The organism is Bradyrhizobium sp. B120 (genome assembly GCF_049075665.1).
Lineage (GTDB): Bacteria > Pseudomonadota > Alphaproteobacteria > Rhizobiales > Xanthobacteraceae > Bradyrhizobium.
This window is the reverse complement of record NZ_CP185242.1, coordinates 6221774-6239322: the sequence shown is the minus strand read 5'-3', so window position 1 is coordinate 6239322 and position 17549 is coordinate 6221774. Positions and strand designations below refer to the sequence as shown.

The 17549-nt window shown below is 61.5% G+C and carries 16 protein-coding genes and 2 pseudogenes; 14 read left to right on the top strand and 4 right to left on the bottom strand.

All coding sequences use genetic code 11. The annotated features are described in order from the left end of the window. Positions 1-56 precede the first annotated feature (56 nt). On the bottom strand, positions 57-1265 hold the full coding sequence (locus ACOIX3_RS28985; protein WP_420965393.1) for a pyridoxal phosphate-dependent aminotransferase: 1209 nt from the start codon (positions 1263-1265) through the stop codon (positions 57-59). A gap of 607 nt (positions 1266-1872) precedes the next feature. On the opposite strand from ACOIX3_RS28985, the gene ACOIX3_RS28980 reads away from it, so the two are divergent. Then, complete coding sequence (locus ACOIX3_RS28980; RefSeq protein WP_420965392.1) at positions 1873-3024, top strand: aminotransferase class V-fold PLP-dependent enzyme; 1152 nt, start codon at positions 1873-1875, stop codon at positions 3022-3024. Between the two features lie 443 nt (positions 3025-3467). Here ACOIX3_RS28980 and ACOIX3_RS28975 read toward each other — a convergent pair whose 3' ends face one another. Further along, a complete protein-coding gene (locus ACOIX3_RS28975; RefSeq protein WP_420965391.1) occupies positions 3468-4583 on the bottom strand; it encodes an NAD(P)/FAD-dependent oxidoreductase in 1116 nt (371 codons plus the stop codon). Positions 4584-5016: 433 nt separating this feature from the next. Between ACOIX3_RS28975 and ACOIX3_RS28970 the strand changes: the two genes are divergently transcribed. Further along, positions 5017-5217, top strand: a complete 201-nt coding sequence (locus ACOIX3_RS28970; RefSeq protein ID WP_420965390.1) for a hypothetical protein — start codon at positions 5017-5019, stop codon at positions 5215-5217. Positions 5218-5239: 22 nt separating this feature from the next. Here the strand turns inward: ACOIX3_RS28970 and ACOIX3_RS28965 are convergent, their stop codons facing one another. Continuing rightward, positions 5240-5500, bottom strand: a complete 261-nt coding sequence (locus ACOIX3_RS28965) for a hypothetical protein (RefSeq protein ID WP_420965389.1) — start codon at positions 5498-5500, stop codon at positions 5240-5242. A gap of 599 nt (positions 5501-6099) precedes the next feature. Between ACOIX3_RS28965 and ACOIX3_RS28960 the strand changes: the two are divergent. The 4 genes and pseudogenes from ACOIX3_RS28960 to ACOIX3_RS28945 all read left to right on the top strand — a co-directional run bounded on the left by ACOIX3_RS28960 (position 6100) and on the right by ACOIX3_RS28945 (position 9305). Then, positions 6100-7778: pseudogene (locus ACOIX3_RS28960) on the top strand (fumarate reductase/succinate dehydrogenase flavoprotein subunit). A 15-nt stretch (positions 7779-7793) separates the two neighbouring features. Next, positions 7794-7958, top strand: a pseudogene (locus tag ACOIX3_RS28955) (4Fe-4S dicluster domain-containing protein); the annotation flags it as partial. 284 nt (positions 7959-8242) lie between these two features. After that, a complete protein-coding gene (locus ACOIX3_RS28950) occupies positions 8243-8713 on the top strand; it encodes a HEAT repeat domain-containing protein (protein WP_420965388.1) in 471 nt (156 codons plus the stop codon). A gap of 160 nt (positions 8714-8873) precedes the next feature. After that, positions 8874-9305: a CopG family transcriptional regulator gene (locus ACOIX3_RS28945; protein ID WP_420971817.1), complete on the top strand. Its 432-nt coding sequence runs from the start codon at positions 8874-8876 to the stop codon at positions 9303-9305. Positions 9306-9605: 300 nt separating this feature from the next. Here the strand turns inward: ACOIX3_RS28945 and ACOIX3_RS28940 are convergent, their stop codons facing one another. Continuing rightward, complete coding sequence (locus tag ACOIX3_RS28940; protein ID WP_420965387.1) at positions 9606-10064, bottom strand: hypothetical protein; 459 nt, start codon at positions 10062-10064, stop codon at positions 9606-9608. 139 nt (positions 10065-10203) lie between these two features. Between ACOIX3_RS28940 and ACOIX3_RS28935 the strand changes: the two genes are divergently transcribed. The 8 genes from ACOIX3_RS28935 (at position 10204) to trbL (ending at position 17546) form a co-directional block, all read left to right on the top strand. After that, positions 10204-10608, top strand: coding sequence for a recombinase family protein (locus ACOIX3_RS28935; RefSeq protein ID WP_420965386.1), 405 nt, complete (start codon positions 10204-10206; stop codon positions 10606-10608). 442 nt (positions 10609-11050) lie between these two features. Continuing rightward, positions 11051-12049 carry a P-type conjugative transfer ATPase TrbB gene (gene trbB / locus ACOIX3_RS28930; protein WP_420965385.1) on the top strand — a complete coding sequence of 333 codons (999 nt, stop codon included), beginning with the start codon at positions 11051-11053 and terminating at the stop codon, positions 12047-12049. Further along, the gene (locus ACOIX3_RS28925; RefSeq protein ID WP_420965384.1) at positions 12046-12387 is read left to right on the top strand and encodes a TrbC/VirB2 family protein; all 342 of its coding nucleotides are present in this window, start codon (positions 12046-12048) and stop codon (positions 12385-12387) included. The genes trbB and ACOIX3_RS28925 overlap by 4 nt, the downstream gene beginning before the upstream one ends. Further along, positions 12387-12662: a VirB3 family type IV secretion system protein gene (locus ACOIX3_RS28920; RefSeq protein ID WP_420965383.1), complete on the top strand. Its 276-nt coding sequence runs from the start codon at positions 12387-12389 to the stop codon at positions 12660-12662. The genes ACOIX3_RS28925 and ACOIX3_RS28920 overlap by 1 nt, the downstream gene beginning before the upstream one ends. A gap of 7 nt (positions 12663-12669) precedes the next feature. Next, the gene (trbE, locus tag ACOIX3_RS28915) at positions 12670-15108 is read left to right on the top strand and encodes a conjugal transfer protein TrbE (protein WP_420965381.1); all 2439 of its coding nucleotides are present in this window, start codon (positions 12670-12672) and stop codon (positions 15106-15108) included. Next, positions 15105-15863 (top strand): P-type conjugative transfer protein TrbJ, encoded by a 759-nt coding sequence (gene trbJ / locus ACOIX3_RS28910; RefSeq protein ID WP_420965380.1) that lies wholly within the window; start codon positions 15105-15107, stop codon positions 15861-15863. The genes trbE and trbJ overlap by 4 nt, the downstream gene beginning before the upstream one ends. Before the next feature lie 10 nt (positions 15864-15873). Continuing rightward, positions 15874-16197, top strand: a complete 324-nt coding sequence (trbK-alt, locus tag ACOIX3_RS28905; RefSeq protein WP_420965379.1) for a putative entry exclusion protein TrbK-alt — start codon at positions 15874-15876, stop codon at positions 16195-16197. Then, positions 16194-17546 (top strand): P-type conjugative transfer protein TrbL, encoded by a 1353-nt coding sequence (gene trbL / locus ACOIX3_RS28900; protein WP_420965378.1) that lies wholly within the window; start codon positions 16194-16196, stop codon positions 17544-17546. Before trbK-alt ends, trbL begins: the two co-directional genes overlap by 4 nt. Positions 17547-17549 lie beyond the last annotated feature (3 nt).

Below are 17549 nucleotides of genomic sequence, written 5' to 3'. Positions count from 1 at the left end.
GCCAACAGTATTCAGCGCCGGTATGCGATTGAGTTTGGATATCTCCATCTGGGAGCTCAGGCCGCCGCCCGCCTCGTCTTAAGGCTATTCAGGTTCTCGACGACGCGTTTCAGTCCCAACGCCAGCAGGTCTGGTGGAGCACCGAAGGAGAGCCGCAGCCCATTCACGTCGCCGAAGGTCCCGCCGGGAACGGATCCTACATCGGCTTCCTCCAGAAGCAATCGAGCAATATCGTCGGTGGATCGGACAGGACTTCCGGCCGGCAGTGCCGAGATAAGCCTACTCAGATCAAGATAAAAGAAGAATGAGCCTTTTGCGACTGGCGTGGCCACGTCGTGCAGACCAGACAGAATGAAGAGACCGGCATTGCGTGCGAACGATAGGCGCTCTTTCATTTCCCGTTCGAATCTGCCGTCACCGACTTGAAGGTGGTGCAGGATCGCGTGCTGTGCGATCACATTCGCATTCGAGGTCGTGTGGCTCTGCAGCTTCTTGGCCGCGGAAACGATCTCCGGAGGCGCTGCTAAATACCCCAGACGCCAGCCGGTGATCGCCAGCTCTTTGGAGAAGGCGTTGACCAAAATCGTCCGTGAACGTACTCCGGGGTGCGCCATCACGATCGACTCATGGCGTGCACCGGTGAATACGAAGCTGGAATAACATTCGTCGGATATGATCCAGAGCTCGTAGTTAATTGCGAGATCTCCGATAGCCTGAAGGGTGGCTCGACCATAAATCGCGCCGGTAGGATTGTTGGGTGAATTGATGATGATGGCTTTCGTGTGAGGTGTCACAGCGGCGCGGATTGCGCCGACGTCAGGAACATATGTCGGCGAGCGAGCATCAACGAACACAGGCGTTGCGCCGGCGAGAAGAACCTGGGACGGGAATGTTGGCCAGCAGGGGCGAATGATGATAACCTCGTCACCCGGGTCGAGCACTGCCAGGGCAGCGTCGAGCAGTCCTTGCTTTGCACCAGCAGTGAGAGCTATCTCATTCGTATTCCAGCAGATCCCTGTTTCCGCCGACAGCTTGTCGGCTACAGCCTTCCGGAGCGGCGTCAGGCCGATGGAATCGGTATAGCGGGTCGTCCCGGCATTGATCGCGGCAATCGCTCCTTCGCGCACGGATGATGGCGGCTCGATGATGACTTCGCCGGCCGCCAGATCGATGATCTGACGGCCGATCGCGGCAGCTGCTGTGGCTGCCTCGCGGGCGGCGGCAGTGCCCGAACCTGACAGCAAAGAGATCCGTTGCGCCAACATGTGCGCGCTCCTCCTGAGCCGATTGTCGAGTTTGTTAATGTTATCCCAACCGCTTGGCGCCGGTACGCGATCTGGTTCGACAGATGTCGCTCTTCCGTTCGGCAAGCGCCGTCGTATCTAATGGGACTTGATCTTATCCAGACCGGCGACCTCCGAATTGCGCCCGGAAGTCCATCATGCACATATATGAGGAAGAAAGAGGGGCGGTTGGAGCGCACCTGAGCACGGAGCATTTTGGAGCCGAGGAGCCAGCGCATCGATCGCGGCCGTCGGCAAGAACAGGTTGTGAGTGAGGTTGCATGCTGAACTCCTTGTGGCTGATGTTTGCCCAGCCCGACGCTCATCCGTCAAATATTTGATGTGCTTCCGTCACTAGGTCAATCACCAACGTTGGTAGTTGACCCGGGCGCAAACGTTTGTAAGTCGTTAGGTGATTGAGGTGGGATTGCGGCTCTTATGATGCTCGGAGTCGAGGAAGTCTAGACTTGCTCCTGGCGATGGCTTCTATCATTTGCAAGCATGTCGATGTGCAACGCGGGTTTGAAACATGCCTCACTCGGACCCCCACAGTGCCGCCCGCGCCACCGACAAGGCCTATTGGGGCGCCGTGCGCGGGCTCTATGCCGTGACGCCGGACGTGGTCAATCTGGAGAACGGCTATTGGGGGATCATGGCCGAGCCGGTGCGGCGTGAGTTCATCCGTCAAACCGATATGATCAACTACGAGAATACCTGTTATGTGCGGCAGCGCTCGGCAGGGGATTTCGAGGGTGTGCGCACCAAGGTGGCGGAGGCCGTGGGTGCTGCGGTCGACGAAATCGCACTCACGCGAGGTGCGACCGAAGCGCTGCAGCTTCTCATCGGCGGCTACAACAAGTTGAGGCCCGGCGATGCCGTGCTCTACGCTGATCTCGACTATGATTCGATGCAGTATGCGATGAACGCACTCAAAGCGTGCCGTGGCGTCGACGTCGTCAAGTTCAACGTGCCGGAGTCAGCGACCCAGCAGGCCGTGCTGGATGCCTACGCCCGCGCACTCGAGGTAACCCCGAAGACGCGGGTCCTGCTTCTCACCCATGTCAGCAACCGGACGGGCCTCGTCTTGCCGGTCGCCGAGATTGTCCGCATGGCAAAGGCCAAGGGCATCGATACCATCGTCGACGCGGCCCATTCCTGGGGGCAGCTTGATTTCAAGGTAAGTGACCTTGGGGCCGATTTCGTAGGTTTCAATCTGCATAAGTGGATCGGTGCGCCGATCGGGGTGGGCTTCCTCTACATCAGAAAGGAGCGTCTCGCTGACATCGACCGCGACATGGGCGACGAGGACTTCCCGGAGGTCGACATCCGCTCGCGGGTACACACAGGCACGGTCAATTTTGCCACCGTGCTGACGGTGCCCGCGGCGCTCGCGCTCCACCAGGAGATCGGAGCGGCCGCTAAGCAGGCCCGCCTGCGCTATCTGCGCGACTACTGGGTGACCCGTGTCCGGTCGTTCAAGGACATCGTGATCTTAACGCCGGACGAGGCCGGCTCCTACGGCGCCATTACGTCCTTTCGCCTTGCCGGCAAGACAAGCAAGGCCGACAACGACGCCGTGGTCGCGCAGCTCAGGGACAGCTACAAGGTGCTCACCGTGCGCCGGGCAGGTGTCGCCAAGGGGCAATGCATCCGCGTGACCCCTGCGCTCTATACCGAGGAAGCGGATCTCGACCGCCTGGTGGAGGCGCTCGCCGTCGTCACCGACACGAAGGCGGGCTGAGACGCGCCGGTCCTTGCCGTGTCATGGCCGGGAGAAACCCGGTGAGGCTGGGAACGACTCGGCTTTTGTCCCCAGACCCGGTTGAAGCAACATCAACAGTAGGCCCGCCTGCCGCCAGCAGGGCTAGAGAAGGAGTATTATTCCGCCGATGGGCTCATGCATGGGGTCCACGCGAAACGTTCTGGCGTTCACCCTGCCGAGGGCTGGCGCGCTTGCCGACGAGTTCGGCCGCAAGCGCATTTTTCGGGTCGGCATCACACTCCTCCTCGTAGGGACGCGCTACCTCGACGAGCAATGCCAGCCCGTTGGAAATGCGACAACTCCACAGCTTCGTTCAATCCGGCTTCCGTGAGGCGCACGCACGACAGAGCGCGCGGCTCGCGCTGCGATCGCACAACGCTCAAGATTCCCATTTAGATGCCTCCAACGACTGTGAGCAGGAACTACTGGATTCTTGGCATTCTGTTTTGGTCTATCGGCAGATTGAAGCGCTCGGGTCGAAAGACGCCAAGCGCCTCGCATGATCCTTCCCTTGCAATTTCCGTGGTGAGCAGTAGCGCGACATATGGGGCAAGCGTGACACCTCCGTGCGTAACGGCAATGAATATCTGCTCTTGACCAGGTAGTCGCCCGACGATCGGGTAGCCATCTTTGGGAACGGGGCGGATCCCTCTCTGCGCGACAATGGACGTCCCAAAGGAGGGCTCTTTGAGCTCGCCCCTTACTAACGAGACATTCTCTCTGGCAACCTTGAGCTCTACACTGGAGTCGCTGACGCCCGTGGGATCGTCGGCATTGCCGACGATGAGAGAAGGCCCATTTGCTCGGAAATGAATATGATTGGCAAAGACAACGTGCTCGATCGGAGGGCCGAAATACGGTATTTTTGTAAGCACCTCGGGCGACTCATGAACCAATGGCGCGCACGCGAGATCTTCGAGTAGGGCGTTGATTCCAATGCCGCTGGCCAACACGACTGTGTCGACAAGATAGCAAGTACGATCAGTCCAGACCACGGCTCCTTGGTTGAGAGGCTCTATCCGTGTACATTTTTCAGAGACGCAGTGGGCGAGACCGGTAGCGACGGCAGCGTCGATCATGCGCTTCGTGAAATGAGCGCAATCGAGCCATCCCTCTTGAGGAACCCGCACAATAACTTCGGGAGAGCCAACGATGCTCAGATTGGGCTCAAGCTTCAATGCATCATTTCGTGAAAAGTACTCAACGGTCCTGCCCAGTCCCTCGGCCATACTGGCTGCCTGTAGTAGCTTGCTATTTTGTGTGGATTCGGTTGACCACCGCAATGTTCCTGTTGCTCTAATGGCGTCCGCCAGGCCAATCGGGCGTGCAAGTTCCATGTGGTAGTCAAGGGCTTCGGACCTGAACTGCATGTAGTCCGACGTCGCCCCAGCAAAGAAGTTTAGGCACGCGAAGCTTGATCCCGTCGCTCCCGAGCCGGGGACGGCGCCATCAAACAACAGTACCGTCATTTCGTTCGCTGCGAAATGAAGCGCGAGCGATGCGCCCATGATCCCGGCTCCGACAACAGCGACCAACATCGAGTCCTCCCTCAGCCAGCCGGGCGCTTGTTAGAGGAGAAGCTATTGGCAAAGAGGGGCTCCCCCGCGGTCGTGACTACTCGCTCTATCGTGTCTCGAGGCATTGGACGGCCAATGCACAATCCGACCGCTTCCGAAGCATTCCGGTCGAGACAGAGAAATTGCCACTCTGGCAAATTATGACCTCTTCTGAGGCGGCGGCAGCCACGTGAGCGCTTTTGGTCCAGCATGATGGTGGGCGGGGCCAAGTGTCGATGGCTTTGGGATGCACTTGTCCTCTCAAGGGTCTGTGTCACAATTCTCGCCGAATGGTGGTCCCTCGTGGATAGTTTCTAGGATTTTTTGCCGAATCATCATTGATCCAATGTTCCCCTGATAACCGCCATTCTTCACTGCCCGCGGTCGGCCACAGAATTCAGCGATCGGCGACGGAATGTTGCTCGCCAAGAAGCGAGTTCATCTTCGGAAACGGCTAACACCGAGCGCCACGCTGACTGAGCTTGCGTGCCAAGATGCGCGCATTATTGAAATGCGCATTATTGAAACTCCTGAAGCTGCTATTGCCGTCAACCAGCACAGGCAGTTCGGTCGAATCGACGATGCGCTCGATCATGTCAACGAGTTCGCTCCGTGAAGCTTCGTTAGTGTTGCGATAGCTAAGAGGGCAGGCAAGTGACCGGCCCGACGCGCAGAGGCCTTTGAATCTTGCGCGCTTGGCGGTCGCACGCGGAGTGTGCTTCCCGCGCTTCCATGAGCACGGTGAGTGATGGCTGATGATGGCTGAAGCAGATCTGAGCGCGCAGCATCTCCGTAAGCAACAAGTCAGCGCATCGATTCGGGCCGCTGGCGAAAGCAGATTGCGGTTGATGTTCCATGTCGAACACGTGCAGGTGATATTTGATTGAGCCGACGTTCATCAACCAGTCAATGACATGCGTCTTTGATCCGGATCAACTACTACCGTTGGTGGTTGACCAGGGCGCAATGCGTCTGCCATCAGACGCTTCACCATTCGGTCACAACTGAATAGTGCTGCACGGCGAAGAAACCGCAACCTTGGAGAATGGAACTATGAGTGAAACGGCTTTAATCGATAAGTCATTTCGCTTTCTGATGTCGTCAAACGCGCACGCGTATCGGCGCCTAAATCAGGAGTATCAAGCCATCGAGCGATTTGTCGGACCAGACGATCGCTGTGATCAAAAGCGTCGTGCTTGAGCACAAGGTCATCGTCTTCCGTGACCGGGGGCTTCTCGACGACGCAGAGCAGGAGCGCTTTGCTTGTCACTTGGGAAGGCTTGTCCCGCAACCGACGATCGATGTCAGCAAAGGGAACGGCGTCGATTATCGACTTGATTCCGCCCGCGCCGGGAGCGCGATGTATCGGCAATTGGCGGGTTTCGATGTGGCTTTAACGCCATGCCTAGTACTATTCGCGCCCTCAGTGGAGGCGTCCGGATATCCGTGGTCCTAGCTGCGCGAGCTTGCCGGGCAGCAGTCAGTGTGAGGTCGGGACATGGATGAGATCAAGAATGGTCTGACGGAGGTCGTCTGCGACGTGCGGGTGATCGGCGGCGGCACGGCTGGTCCGATGGCGGCCTACAAGGCCAAGCGCCACAGTCCGGGCGCGCGCGTCGTGCTCCTGGAGAAGGCGAACGTCAAGCGCTCCGGCGCGATCGCGATGGGCATGGACGGGGTGAACAACGCTGTAATCCCCGGCTACGCTACGCCCGAACAGTACACCAAGGAAGTCACGATCGCCAACGACGGCATCTGTGATCAGGCGCCGGTCTACAAATATGCTTCGCGCTGCTTCGATGTCATTCAGGAACTCGACCGCTTCGGCATCAAGTTCCAGAAGAATGAAAACGGCGACTTCGACGTCAAGAAGGCGCTTTATCGCCAGCTTCGCCGCGAGAAGGTGTTGATCGCCAACCGTTACATGGCGACGCGCCTGTTGACCAGACGTGACGGACAAATCGCCGGCGCGATCGCGGTCAATACGCGCAGCGCCGAGTTCTGGTGTTGCGCGCGAAGACGATCATTCTCTGCGCCGGCGCGGCGGGTCGTCTTGGCCTGCCACAGTCGGCTTATCTCTGGGGCACCTATGAGAATTCCACCAATTCCGGCGACGGCTACGCAACGGCCATAGACGCCGGTGCCGCGCTCGCGAATCTCGAATGCTACCAGATCAATCCGCTGATCAAGGATTACAATGGTCCCGCTTGCGCCTACGTAGCCGATCCGTTCGGGGCCTACACTACCAACAGCGAAGGCCACCGCTTCATCGAATGCGACTACTGGTCCGGACAGATGATGCAGGAGTTCTACAACGAAATGCAATCGGGCAAGGGGCCGGTGTTCCTGAAGCTCAATCATCTGCACAGCAACACGATCGGAAAGATTGAGGCCGTCTTGCATCATGTCGAGCGGCCCTCGCGGGGGCGCTTCCACGACAATCGCGGCACCAACTACCGCGAGCGCATGATCGAGATGCATATTTCCGAGATCGGATTCTGCTCCGGCCACAGTGCATCCGGTGTCTATGTCGATGAGTTCGCGCGTACCACGGTGCCGGGCCTTTATGCGGCCGGGGACATGGTAGGCGTGCCCACACAATTACATGCTCGGCGCCTTCACCAATGGCGCAGTGGCGGGCGAGCACGCGGCGGAAGTGGCTGCCAACATCGACCTCGCGGATTACGACGCGGCTGACGTTGTGCGCGAGCCGCAGCGGGTACTTGCGGCGACACGGCGTGACGACGGAAGCCCGCCGAACCAACTCGAATACAAGACGAGACAAGGCGCTTCGTGAACGACTATCTTCAACCACCTAAGGTGACGGCGAAGATGAAGCTTGGTCAGGCGCGCTTCGCGGAGATCCGCGACGATATGGAAAGCGCAATGGTGGTGCGCGACGCGCACGAGTTGATGCGTTCGCTGGAAGTCGCCTCGATCGTCGACTGCGCCGAGATGGCGGCCTCGCTGTTTCATACCGAAAGCCGCTGGGGCCTGTACCATCATCGGGTGGAATACCCGGAGAAGAACGACGATGACTGGTTCTGTCACAGTATCCTGCGTAGGCGGGATGGTCGAATAACGACGGAGAAGCGACCGGTCGCGCCCTACATCGTTCCGATCGATGGATCCGAGCGCTCGGCCTATGACCGCCAGCGCATCCGACAGCGTGCCTGAACAAGTGAATGTCTCATGCCGATTGCCCATACGCCGACCACTGTTGCAGTCATCGTGGATGACGCCAAATGCATTGCCGACAAGGGATGCACCGTCTGCGTCGATGTCTGTCCGCTCGACGTGCTCCGGATCAGCGATCTCACCGGAAAAGCCTATATGAAGCATGACGAATGCTGGTATTACGGGCGCCGTCCTCGATCCGGAGGCAGACATCGCTCAGGCGGCGGCCGACAGTCTTGCGGAACTCCGTGTCCGGCGGCCGATGATGTATTGCAGCCGCTGGCAACACATTCCTCGGCCTTTGTGCGAGCCGCGATCTTTCGAGCGCTCAAGGCGCTCTAGGTCGATGCATCGCTCGGTCCTACCGCCCGCCTTCTTCTGGTGGTGGTCCTCGGCTTCTACCGAGACCCGGTGGTGGTGGAGGCGGTGACGGTGATCCTGCCGTGCGTGTGCAGGCGATCGGTGTGATCGGCTATCTCAAGAAGACTGAGACGCTGCCGTCGCTGATCCTTACAACCCGGGATGAAGCTGGCGACGTAAGGCTTGCGGCCGTCAACGCATTGTCGTTTGCGCGGAACGACGTAGCGGCCCACGCCGCGGCTGCCGCGCTTTCCGATCGGGAATGGCAGGTCAGAGCGGCTGCGGCGGACGCGATCGGGCGGATCGGCCAAGTGTCGGCGGCAACGGCGCTGGTCGCCTCACTCGCCGACAGCTGCTGGCAGGTGCGGCAGAAGGCGATTCAGAACCTGGCAGGCTCCGTGTCCGGGACGCCGTTGGCGCCATCGTCACCTTCCATGTCCGCCACCAAGATTCTCTGGGGCCGGTCAACCGCCGCGGCGATGATGCCGCCGGATGCCGCGATATCGGTGCGCCGGCTTGCGGTGCTCGACCTTGAAGACCACCGACCGCCGACGGCAGCCGGAACTGGATCATGAGACGGTGGAGAAGGAACCACTCGAGAACGAGTTCGCTTCGGACCTCGTCGGTGAGTTCGATGAAGATGTCCCGCGGATCAGGCGGATGAACGACATGAGCAGGGCGTCGCGCGCCAGGCCTCGCTCGATCCCGGCGACGATCTGGGATTGTGAGGCAGGCATGATTGCCCCAAAGAAGAAAGCCCAGATGTCGGTCTACCTCGATCCGGACGTCATGAACACGCTGTCGGCCTATGCCGCCCGGCGCGAGCAGCCGCTGTCGCTCATCGCCGAAGCTGCAATTGCGTCCTTTTTGTCGCCGGACGCCGATGAACGGCGTGAAGCTGCCATTGGCAAGCGTCTCGATCAAGTCGATCGCCGCATCGCGCGGCTCGAACGCGATGTGGAGATTTCGGTCGTGACCATGGCCTTATTCGTCCGGTTCTCGGTCACGACGACGCCGCCACTCCCCGAACCGGCCGCAAAGGCGGCGCGGGCGCAGGCCGGCGCGCGCTACGACAATTTCGTCGCCGCGCTCGGACGACGGCTCAGTCGAGGGCCGAAACTGCGGCAGGAGATCCCGGAGGATGTCCAGGAGAGCGAGCGGACGTGAGGATAGCCGCCTAGTCATCCGATGATCGCTAGCAGCGTGGGCGAAAATCCAGCCCCGGTGGCGATTCAAGACCATGCATCGCAAGCAATTCCTGCGCGAGAACCGACAGTGCGCAGCCGATCTCCTCAACGCACGCAGATGCGTCGTTTTCAATGTCCGTCGGAGAGAAGGCGAGGACAGGAATCCCAGAGACAACCATCGTCCGGGCTCGAATTCGGGTGTGGAGGTCCTCGGGTAGCGTCCGGTTGGGAGCATGGCACTCAATCCCCAGCCAGCGGGAATCACCCTTCATGCAGACCTTCAGCACGAAGGCCGGCGTGAAATCCCGGATCCTCTGTTTGAGGCCCCACATCGTGCCCCAATAAGGGTTGCCTGCGCCCCCCAAGCACACTGATGGCGGATTTCGTTGTACCCGTCGGTTCCTTCCAACGCGAGATATGCGGCAAGCCGCGCAAGGAGAGAATCGTCCGCCTGCTCGGTCGCGAGGAAAAGCTCGTCACCGAATCTCTCAAGAAGCTGTCGCGCGCCCCGAATATTCGTAACCACAGTATCGATATCGTCATAGCTCGCGGCAATCGCTTCCGCAATGGCCTCAATAATAGTCTCTTCGCCCCGGTTCGCGACCTTTTCATAAAAGTCGAGCGGCGGAATCGGAATTCCATGGCTCGACATCTTGCTAGCTGTCGCGAGCACGATCTCGCGGAGCAATCCAGGATGCCATCCGCGGCGTGGGTTGAGGACCGGTTTATTGTCGCTCATGCAACTTCACAAATTCGAGATTCGTGGCTCAACCCTTGTACTCTCACATGTAGTATTTTCCGTGGCGTCGATGACGATCTAGGTTCTTTATTTCGGGTGAAAAGCGTAGAGAAATCATTTGCTGCGCGGGAGCGGCGTCATGGCAAACGAGCTTATCGTCCGCAAGGATAGACTACCTCTATCCCAAAAGATATGCCGCGCGGCGCAATACGTGCGCATGTCCACCGATCTTCAAAAATATTCCATCGAGAACCAAGCGGTTGTGATCGCCACTTTTGCGCAACTAAATAAGTTGACAATTGTCCGCACCTATCGCGACGAAGGTGAGAGCGGCCTGCAGATCAAAAACAGAATGGGACTGACGCAGTTGATTAAGGACGTGCAGTCCGGGTCAGCAGACTTCGGCCATGTCCTGGTCTTTGACGTTAGCCGGTGGGCCCGCTTTCAAGATGTCGATGAGAGTGCTCACTATGAGTTCATCTGCAAGCAGGCAGGCATAAAGGTGCCTAGTGCGCCGAGCAATTCGACAACGACGGCAGCCTGATTTCCCACATCATGAAGAATATAAAGCGTGTGATGGCAGCGGAGTTCAGCCGCGAGCTTTCGGCGAAAGTGCATGCGGGCCAATCACGGTTAGCGAGCCTTGGATTTAAGGTGGGCGGTCCCGTCGGTTATGGCCTGCAACGCGTGCTCGTAGACGAGAAATCTCGGCCGAAAGCGATACTCAAACCCGGCGAATGGAAGTCTCTGACATCGGAGCATGTCAAAGTTCAACCCGGGAGCGCTGACCAAATCGCGATTGCAAGGTGGATTTTTGTGGTCGGGGTGCGATCGGTACGCGTTCGATACAGCAAGTATTTGTTCTCTGCTCTACGCCCGCTTCCTACGACGGCTGAATACTTGTTGAACTGCGCCAGTTCCTGCCTTTTCTATCCATCCCCGTTGGCCAATCGCTTGTCGCGACTGGCCGTCGACGGGGGACGATCGTGGCGGGCACTTCACTCCATTCGGAAGCGTTCTCGCGTGGCGCGCGCATGCTACGCACCGCGCTCGGCCCCGCAATCGCCACCTTCCTTGAAGACCCCTCGATCGTCGAGGTGATGCTCAACCCCGACGGGCGGCTCTGGATCGACCGGCTGGCCGGCGGGCTGGAGGATAGCGGACAAACGATGACCGCCGCCGACGGCGAGCGGATCGTGCGCCTGGTCGCTCACCATGTCGGCGCTGAGGTGCATGCCGAGAAGCCGCGCGTCTCCGCCGAGCTTCCCGAGACGGGGGAGAGGTTCGAGGGGCTTCTCCCACCCGTCGTTGCGGCGCCGACCTTTGCGATCCGCAAGCCGGCCGTCGCGGTTTTCACCCTGGATGATTATGCGGCGGCCGGCATCATGACGGCCGGGCAGGCGGGCCTGCTCCGCGAAGCCGTCGCCGCCCGGAAGAACATTCTGGTCGCCGGCGGTACCTCGACCGGCAAGACCACCCTGACAAACGCTCTGCTGGCCGAGATCGCCGGCACCACCGATCGCGTGGTTCTCATCGAGGATACGCGTGAACTGCAATGCCGCGCTCCGAATCTGGTCGCGCTGCGCACCAAGGATGGCGTGGCGTCGCTATCCGATCTGGTTCGGTCCTCCCTGCGCCTACGCCCCGACCGGATTCCGGTCGGTGAGGTGCGGGGCAGCGAAGCCTTGGAGCTCCTCAAAGCCTGGGGCACCGGCCACCCCGGAGGGATCGGCACGATTCACGCCGGCACGGCGCTGGGCGCGCTTCGTCGCCTGGAGCAGCTCATCCAGGAAGCCGTCCTCACCGTTCCCAAGGCGCTGATCGCGGAGACCATCGATCTCGTGGCGGTGCTGCGCGGCCGCGGCACCGAACGCCGCCTCGCCGAACTCGCTCTCATTGCCGGCCTCGATCCCGCCACCGGCGATTACCGCGTCCAGTCCGCCGGGGCGGGCGGCCAATCCTCACTTCCCAAGGACCCAGCATGATCCAGTTCCCTCCCGCGATCCGTCACGTTCGCCGCCGCTTCACTGAGCTTGCGGCGATTGCCTTCATCTCCATCGCTGTCGCGCCCGCGGCCTACGCCTCCGGCTCCTCGATGCCGTGGGAGACGCCGCTCAATCAGATCCTGGAGTCGGTGCAGGGTCCGGTCGCCAAGATCATGTCGGTCATCATCATCACCGTGACCGGCCTGACGCTAGCGTTCGGCGACACGTCCGGCGGCTTCCGCCGTTTGATCCAGATCGTTTTCGGCCTGTCGATCGCCTTTGCCGCGTCGAGCTTCTTCCTGACCTTCTTCAGCTTCTCCGGCGGAGCCTTGGTCTAATGGCCGCGATCGTCGATCCCGAGGTGCCGGGCTTCTTCGCCCCAGTCCATCGCGCGCTCACCGACCCGATCCTGATGGGCGGCGCGCCCCGCACGGTTGCGATCGCCAACGGCACGTTGGCGGCGGCAATAGCGCTCGGCCTCCACCTCTGGATTCCCGGCGCGCTGTTTTGGGCTGTGGGCCATGCCGCGGCGGTCTGGGCAGCCAAGCGCGACCCACAGTTCGTGGACGTCGTTCGACGTCACCTCCGCTATCCATCCTATCTCCGCGTGTGAGACTTGCATGCTGAACCTCGCCGAATATCGGAACCGGCCCACAAGCCTCGCCGACTTCCTGCCCTGGGCCGCTTTGGTCGAGAACGGCGTCGTTCTCAACAAGGACGGCGCATTCCAGCGCACGGCGCGCTTCCGGGGTCCGGATCTCGACAGCGCGACGCCTGCCGAGTTGGTCGGGGTGACGGCCCGCCTCAACAACGCGCTGCGCCGTCTCGGTTCAGGCTGGGCGATCTTCGTCGAGGCCCAGCGCATCGCCGCGCAGACTTATCCGCACAACTCCTTTCCAGACGCCGCATCAGCGCTGGTCGATCTGGAGCGGCGGGATGCTTTCGAGGAGGCCGGCGCGCATTTCGAGAGCCGCTATTTCCTAACCTTCGTCTGGCTCCCGCCGGCCGAGGACGCCTCGCGCATCGAGGGCTGGCTCTATGAGGGCCGCGCGCAGGGCGGCGTCGACCCTCACGAGTTGCTCCGTGGCTTCGTCGATCGGACCAACCGCGTCCTGCAACTGGTCGAAGGGTTCATGCCCGAGGTGGCGTGGCTCGATGACGGGGAGACGCTGACCTATCTGCATTCAACCATCTCGACCCGGCAACAGCGCGTCCGCGTCCCCGAGACGCCGATGCATCTTGACGCGCTGCTTGCGGACGAGCCGCTTGCCGGGGGCCTCGAGCCGCGCCTCGGCCGCCACCACCTTCGCACGCTCACCGTGGTTGGTTTTCCAACCGCGACCCATCCCGGAATCCTCGACGAACTGAACCGGCTTGCCTTCCCCTACCGCTGGTCGACGCGCGCGATCCTTCTCGACAAGACCGAGGCGGTGAAGCTGCTGACCAAGATCCGTCGACAGTGGTTTGCCAAGCGAAAGTCGATCTCCGCCATCGTCAAGGAGGTGATGACCAACGAGGCCTCGACACTGGTCGATAGCGATGCGGCGAACAAGGCCGCCGATGCCGATCTCGCCTTGCAGGAACTCGGTACCGACGATGTCGGCCAGGCCTACATCACCGCGACCGTCACCGTCTGGGATGAGGACGCCGGTCTTGCCACCGAGAAGTTGCGCCTCGTCGAGAAGGTGATCCAGGGGCGCGACTTCACCTGCATGCCGGAAGGGGTGAACGCGCTCGAAGCCTGGCTAGGCTCTCTGCCCGGGCATGCCTACGCCAACGTCCGCCAGCCGCCGCTCTCGACATTGAACCTGGCCCACATGATTCCGCTCTCAGCAGTCTGGGCCGGGCCAGACCGCGATGAGCATTTCCGCAGCTCCCCGCTCTTCTTCGGCAAGACTGAAGGCTCGACGCCGTTCCGCTTCTCGCTGCATGTCGGCGACGTCGGCCACACCCTGATCGTCGGCCCGACCGGCGCCGGCAAATCCGTGTTGCTGGCGCTGATGGCGATCCAGTTCCGGCGCTACCGGAAGAGCCAGATCTTTGCCTTCGATTTTGGCGGCTCGATCCGCACGGCGGCGCTTGCCATGGGGGGCGACTGGCACGACCTCGGCGGAAGTCTGTCCAACAGCGCCGAAGATTCAGTCTCCCTCCAACCCCTCGCACGTATCGGCGATGCGGCCGAGCGCGCCTGGGCGGCCGAATGGGTGACGGCAATCCTCGCCAAGGAGGGCGTCACCATCGATCCGACCGTGAAGGAGCACGTCTGGTCGGCATTGACGTCACTGGCATCCTCGCCGGTGCAGGAGCGAACGATCACCGGCCTGACGGTTTTGTTGCAATCGACCGCGCTCAAACAGGCGCTGCAACCTTATTGCGTCGGCGGCTCCTCCGGCCGCCTGCTCGACGCGGAGGCCGAGCAGCTCGGCTTTGCGTCGGTGCAGGCGTTCGAGACCGAGGGCCTGATTGGCGCTGGTGCGGCGCCTGCCGTCCTTACCTATCTCTTCCATCGCATCGAGGGGCGTCTTGACGGCCGACCGACCCTCCTCATCATCGACGAGGGGTGGCTCGTCCTCGACGATCCGGCCTTCGCCCAGCAGCTTCGCGAATGGCTGAAGACGTTGAGGAAGAAGAATGCTTCCGTCGTGTTCGCCACCCAATCGCTCTCGGACATCGACGGCAGCAACATCGCACCCGCAATCGTCGAGAGCTGTCCGACGCGGATCTTCCTGCCGAATGAGCGCGCGATCGAACCGCAGATCACCGCCATCTACCAGCGGTTTGGGTTGAACGACCGCCAGATCGAGATCATCGCGCGGGCGACACCGAAACGGGACTACTACTGCCAGTCTCGTCGCGGCAATCGGCTCTTCGAGCTGGGCCTCGGACCGGTCGCGCTCGCCTTCTGCGCCGCGTCCTCCAAGGCCGACCATGCCGCAATTGAACGGCTGCTCGCCGAGCACGGCCGCGACGACTTCACGGCTGCCTGGCTCGCTGATCACGAGCTCCTCTGGGCCGCCGATCTCATCCCTGACCTGACAAACCTGGAGGTGCAATCATGACGACTCTTGAAGTGCGGCGCGCTGGCTTGGCCGCTGCGACCGCTCTCTCGCTCGCTCTACCGATCTCATCGCTTCTGACGGCGCCGGCCTCCGCGCAGTGGATCGTCTACGACCCCACCAACTTCAGCCAGAACGTGCTGACCGCGGCGCGCGAGCTGCAGCAGATCAATAATCAGATTCAGATGCTGACCAATCAGGCCCAGAGCCTGGTGAACCAGGGAAAGAACCTCGCCAACCTGCCGTTGTCGACGCTGACCCAGCTTCAGGCACAGGTCGCACGGACTCAGTCACTGCTGAGTCAGGCCCAGAACATCGCCTTCAACGTCGAGCGCATCCAGACGGCGTACTCCACGACATACGGCACGGCGGCGGCCACGGGCTCCAATGCGACAATGTTTGCCGCGGCCCAAAGTCGTTGGCAGAACTCGGTAGGCGCCTTCGAGGACTCCCTGAAGGTGCAGGCCGGCGTCGTCGGCAATATCTCGACCAACTCCGGCGCAATGAGCTCGCTGGTTACCGCCAGCCAGTCGGCAAGCGGCGCCCTGCAGGCCGCTCAGGCCGGCAACCAGCTTCTGGCCCTGCATTCCCAGCAGCTCTCCGATCTTGTCGCGGTGCTCGCCGCGAAGGGACGGGCGGACGCGCTGGAGCAGGCGCGCGTGACGGCGACCGAATCGCAGGGCCAGCAACAATACAAGCTCTTCTCGACACGCAGCGGCTACCAACCGGGCAACGTCACCATGTTCAGCGGCAACTGAGGCACCGACCATGGAGCGCTCGGATATCCTTCGCGCAGGCGCGATGATCATCGTGTTTGTGATTTTCCTCGCCACGCTGCACGTCATTCATCGACGTCCGGCGGAGCGGCTCATATCCGACGCTCCTCCTGTCTCCGCGCGCGATGATCTCTCGGCCGAGCTGCGACGCTGCCGCGCGCTTGGCCCCCAGGATGCCGAAGATCCGCACTGCCAGGCGGTTTGGGAGGAGAACCGCGCGCGCTTCTTCGGCGGGCCGGCGCGGCCACTTTCGCCGCAGGCCGCGCCGGCCACTCCGCCGACGATGAACGCCACGCAGGGAGACAAGCGGCCATGAACAACGTCGGCGTCATCGATACCTTCCTCAATACTCTCACGACTTACATTGATTCAGGTTTCGGCCTGATCAAAGGCGAGGTCACGTATTTGTCGTCGACGTTGATCGTCATCGACATCACGCTCGCGGGCGTGTTCTGGGCCTGGGGCGCAGACGAGGACATCCTCCAGCGGCTGGTGAAGAAGACCCTCTACATCGGTTTCTTTGCCTTCATCATCACCAACTTCACTAAGCTCTCAGGCGTCATCTTCAATAGCTTCGCAGGTCTCGGCCTGAAGGCCGGCGGCTCGTCGATCTCGACGGCGGACTTCCTGCGGCCCGGCAGGCTCGCGCAGGTCGGGCTCGATGCCGGGCAGCCGCTGCTCGACTCCGCAAGCCAAATGATGGGTTTCACCAGCTTCTTTGCGAACTTCGTCCAGATTGCCGTGCTGATGGTGTCCTGGCTGCTGGTGCTGATCGCCTTCTTCATTCTGGCGGTGCAGCTGTTCGTCACGCTGCTCGAGTTCAAGCTGACGACGCTCGCCGGTTTCATCCTCATTCCCTTCGCGCTTTTCAACAAGACCGCCTTCCTCGCGGAAAAGGTGCTGGGCAACGTCGTCGCCTCAGGCGTGAAGGTCATGGTGCTCGCCGTCATCGTCGGAATCGGTACCGGGCTCTTCTCCCAGTTCACCACCGCCTATGCCGGCGGCCAGCCAACCATCGAGCAGGCGCTCTCCGTCGTGCTGGCGGCGCTCGCCATGCTCGGGCTCGGTATCTTCGGGCCGGGCATCGCCACCGGTCTGGTGTCAGGGGCGCCGCAGCTTGGTGCGGGTGCTTCCGTCGGCACAGGTCTCGCCGTCGCCGGCACGGCGATGGTGGGTGGAGCTGCGCTTGGGCTCGCCGGAAGGGGAGCTAGCTCCAGTGCTGCGGCCGCCGCGCGTGGTGGTGCGGCGATGGCGGGCGGCATGTCCTCCGCCTATAGCCTCGCATCAGCCGGCCGGTCCGGGGCTAGCGGCGTCGCGTCCGGCCTCGGTGGCGCAGGCCGTGCGGCGGCTAGTCACGCGGCAGCTCCCGCAAGACGCGCCGCTGCGCGAGCAACGGGCGCAATGACGGAGAGTTTTAGCTCTGGTGCCCGTGCTGGCGTCGCCAACACGGGTGGCTCCTCGACGATGGGGACCATCGGGAGCGGCGCGGCCGCAAACGATGAAGCCGCATCTCAAGCAGCGAGCGAGAGCGGTCCGCCTGCCTGGGCCCAGCGCGTCAAGCGCAATCAGGCGATTGTTCACGGCGCTCAGACGGCCGCGCAAGCCCTCAAATCCGGCGACAGCCATGGCGGAGGCCACTCCGTCGACCTCTCGGGAGGAGAATAGGAA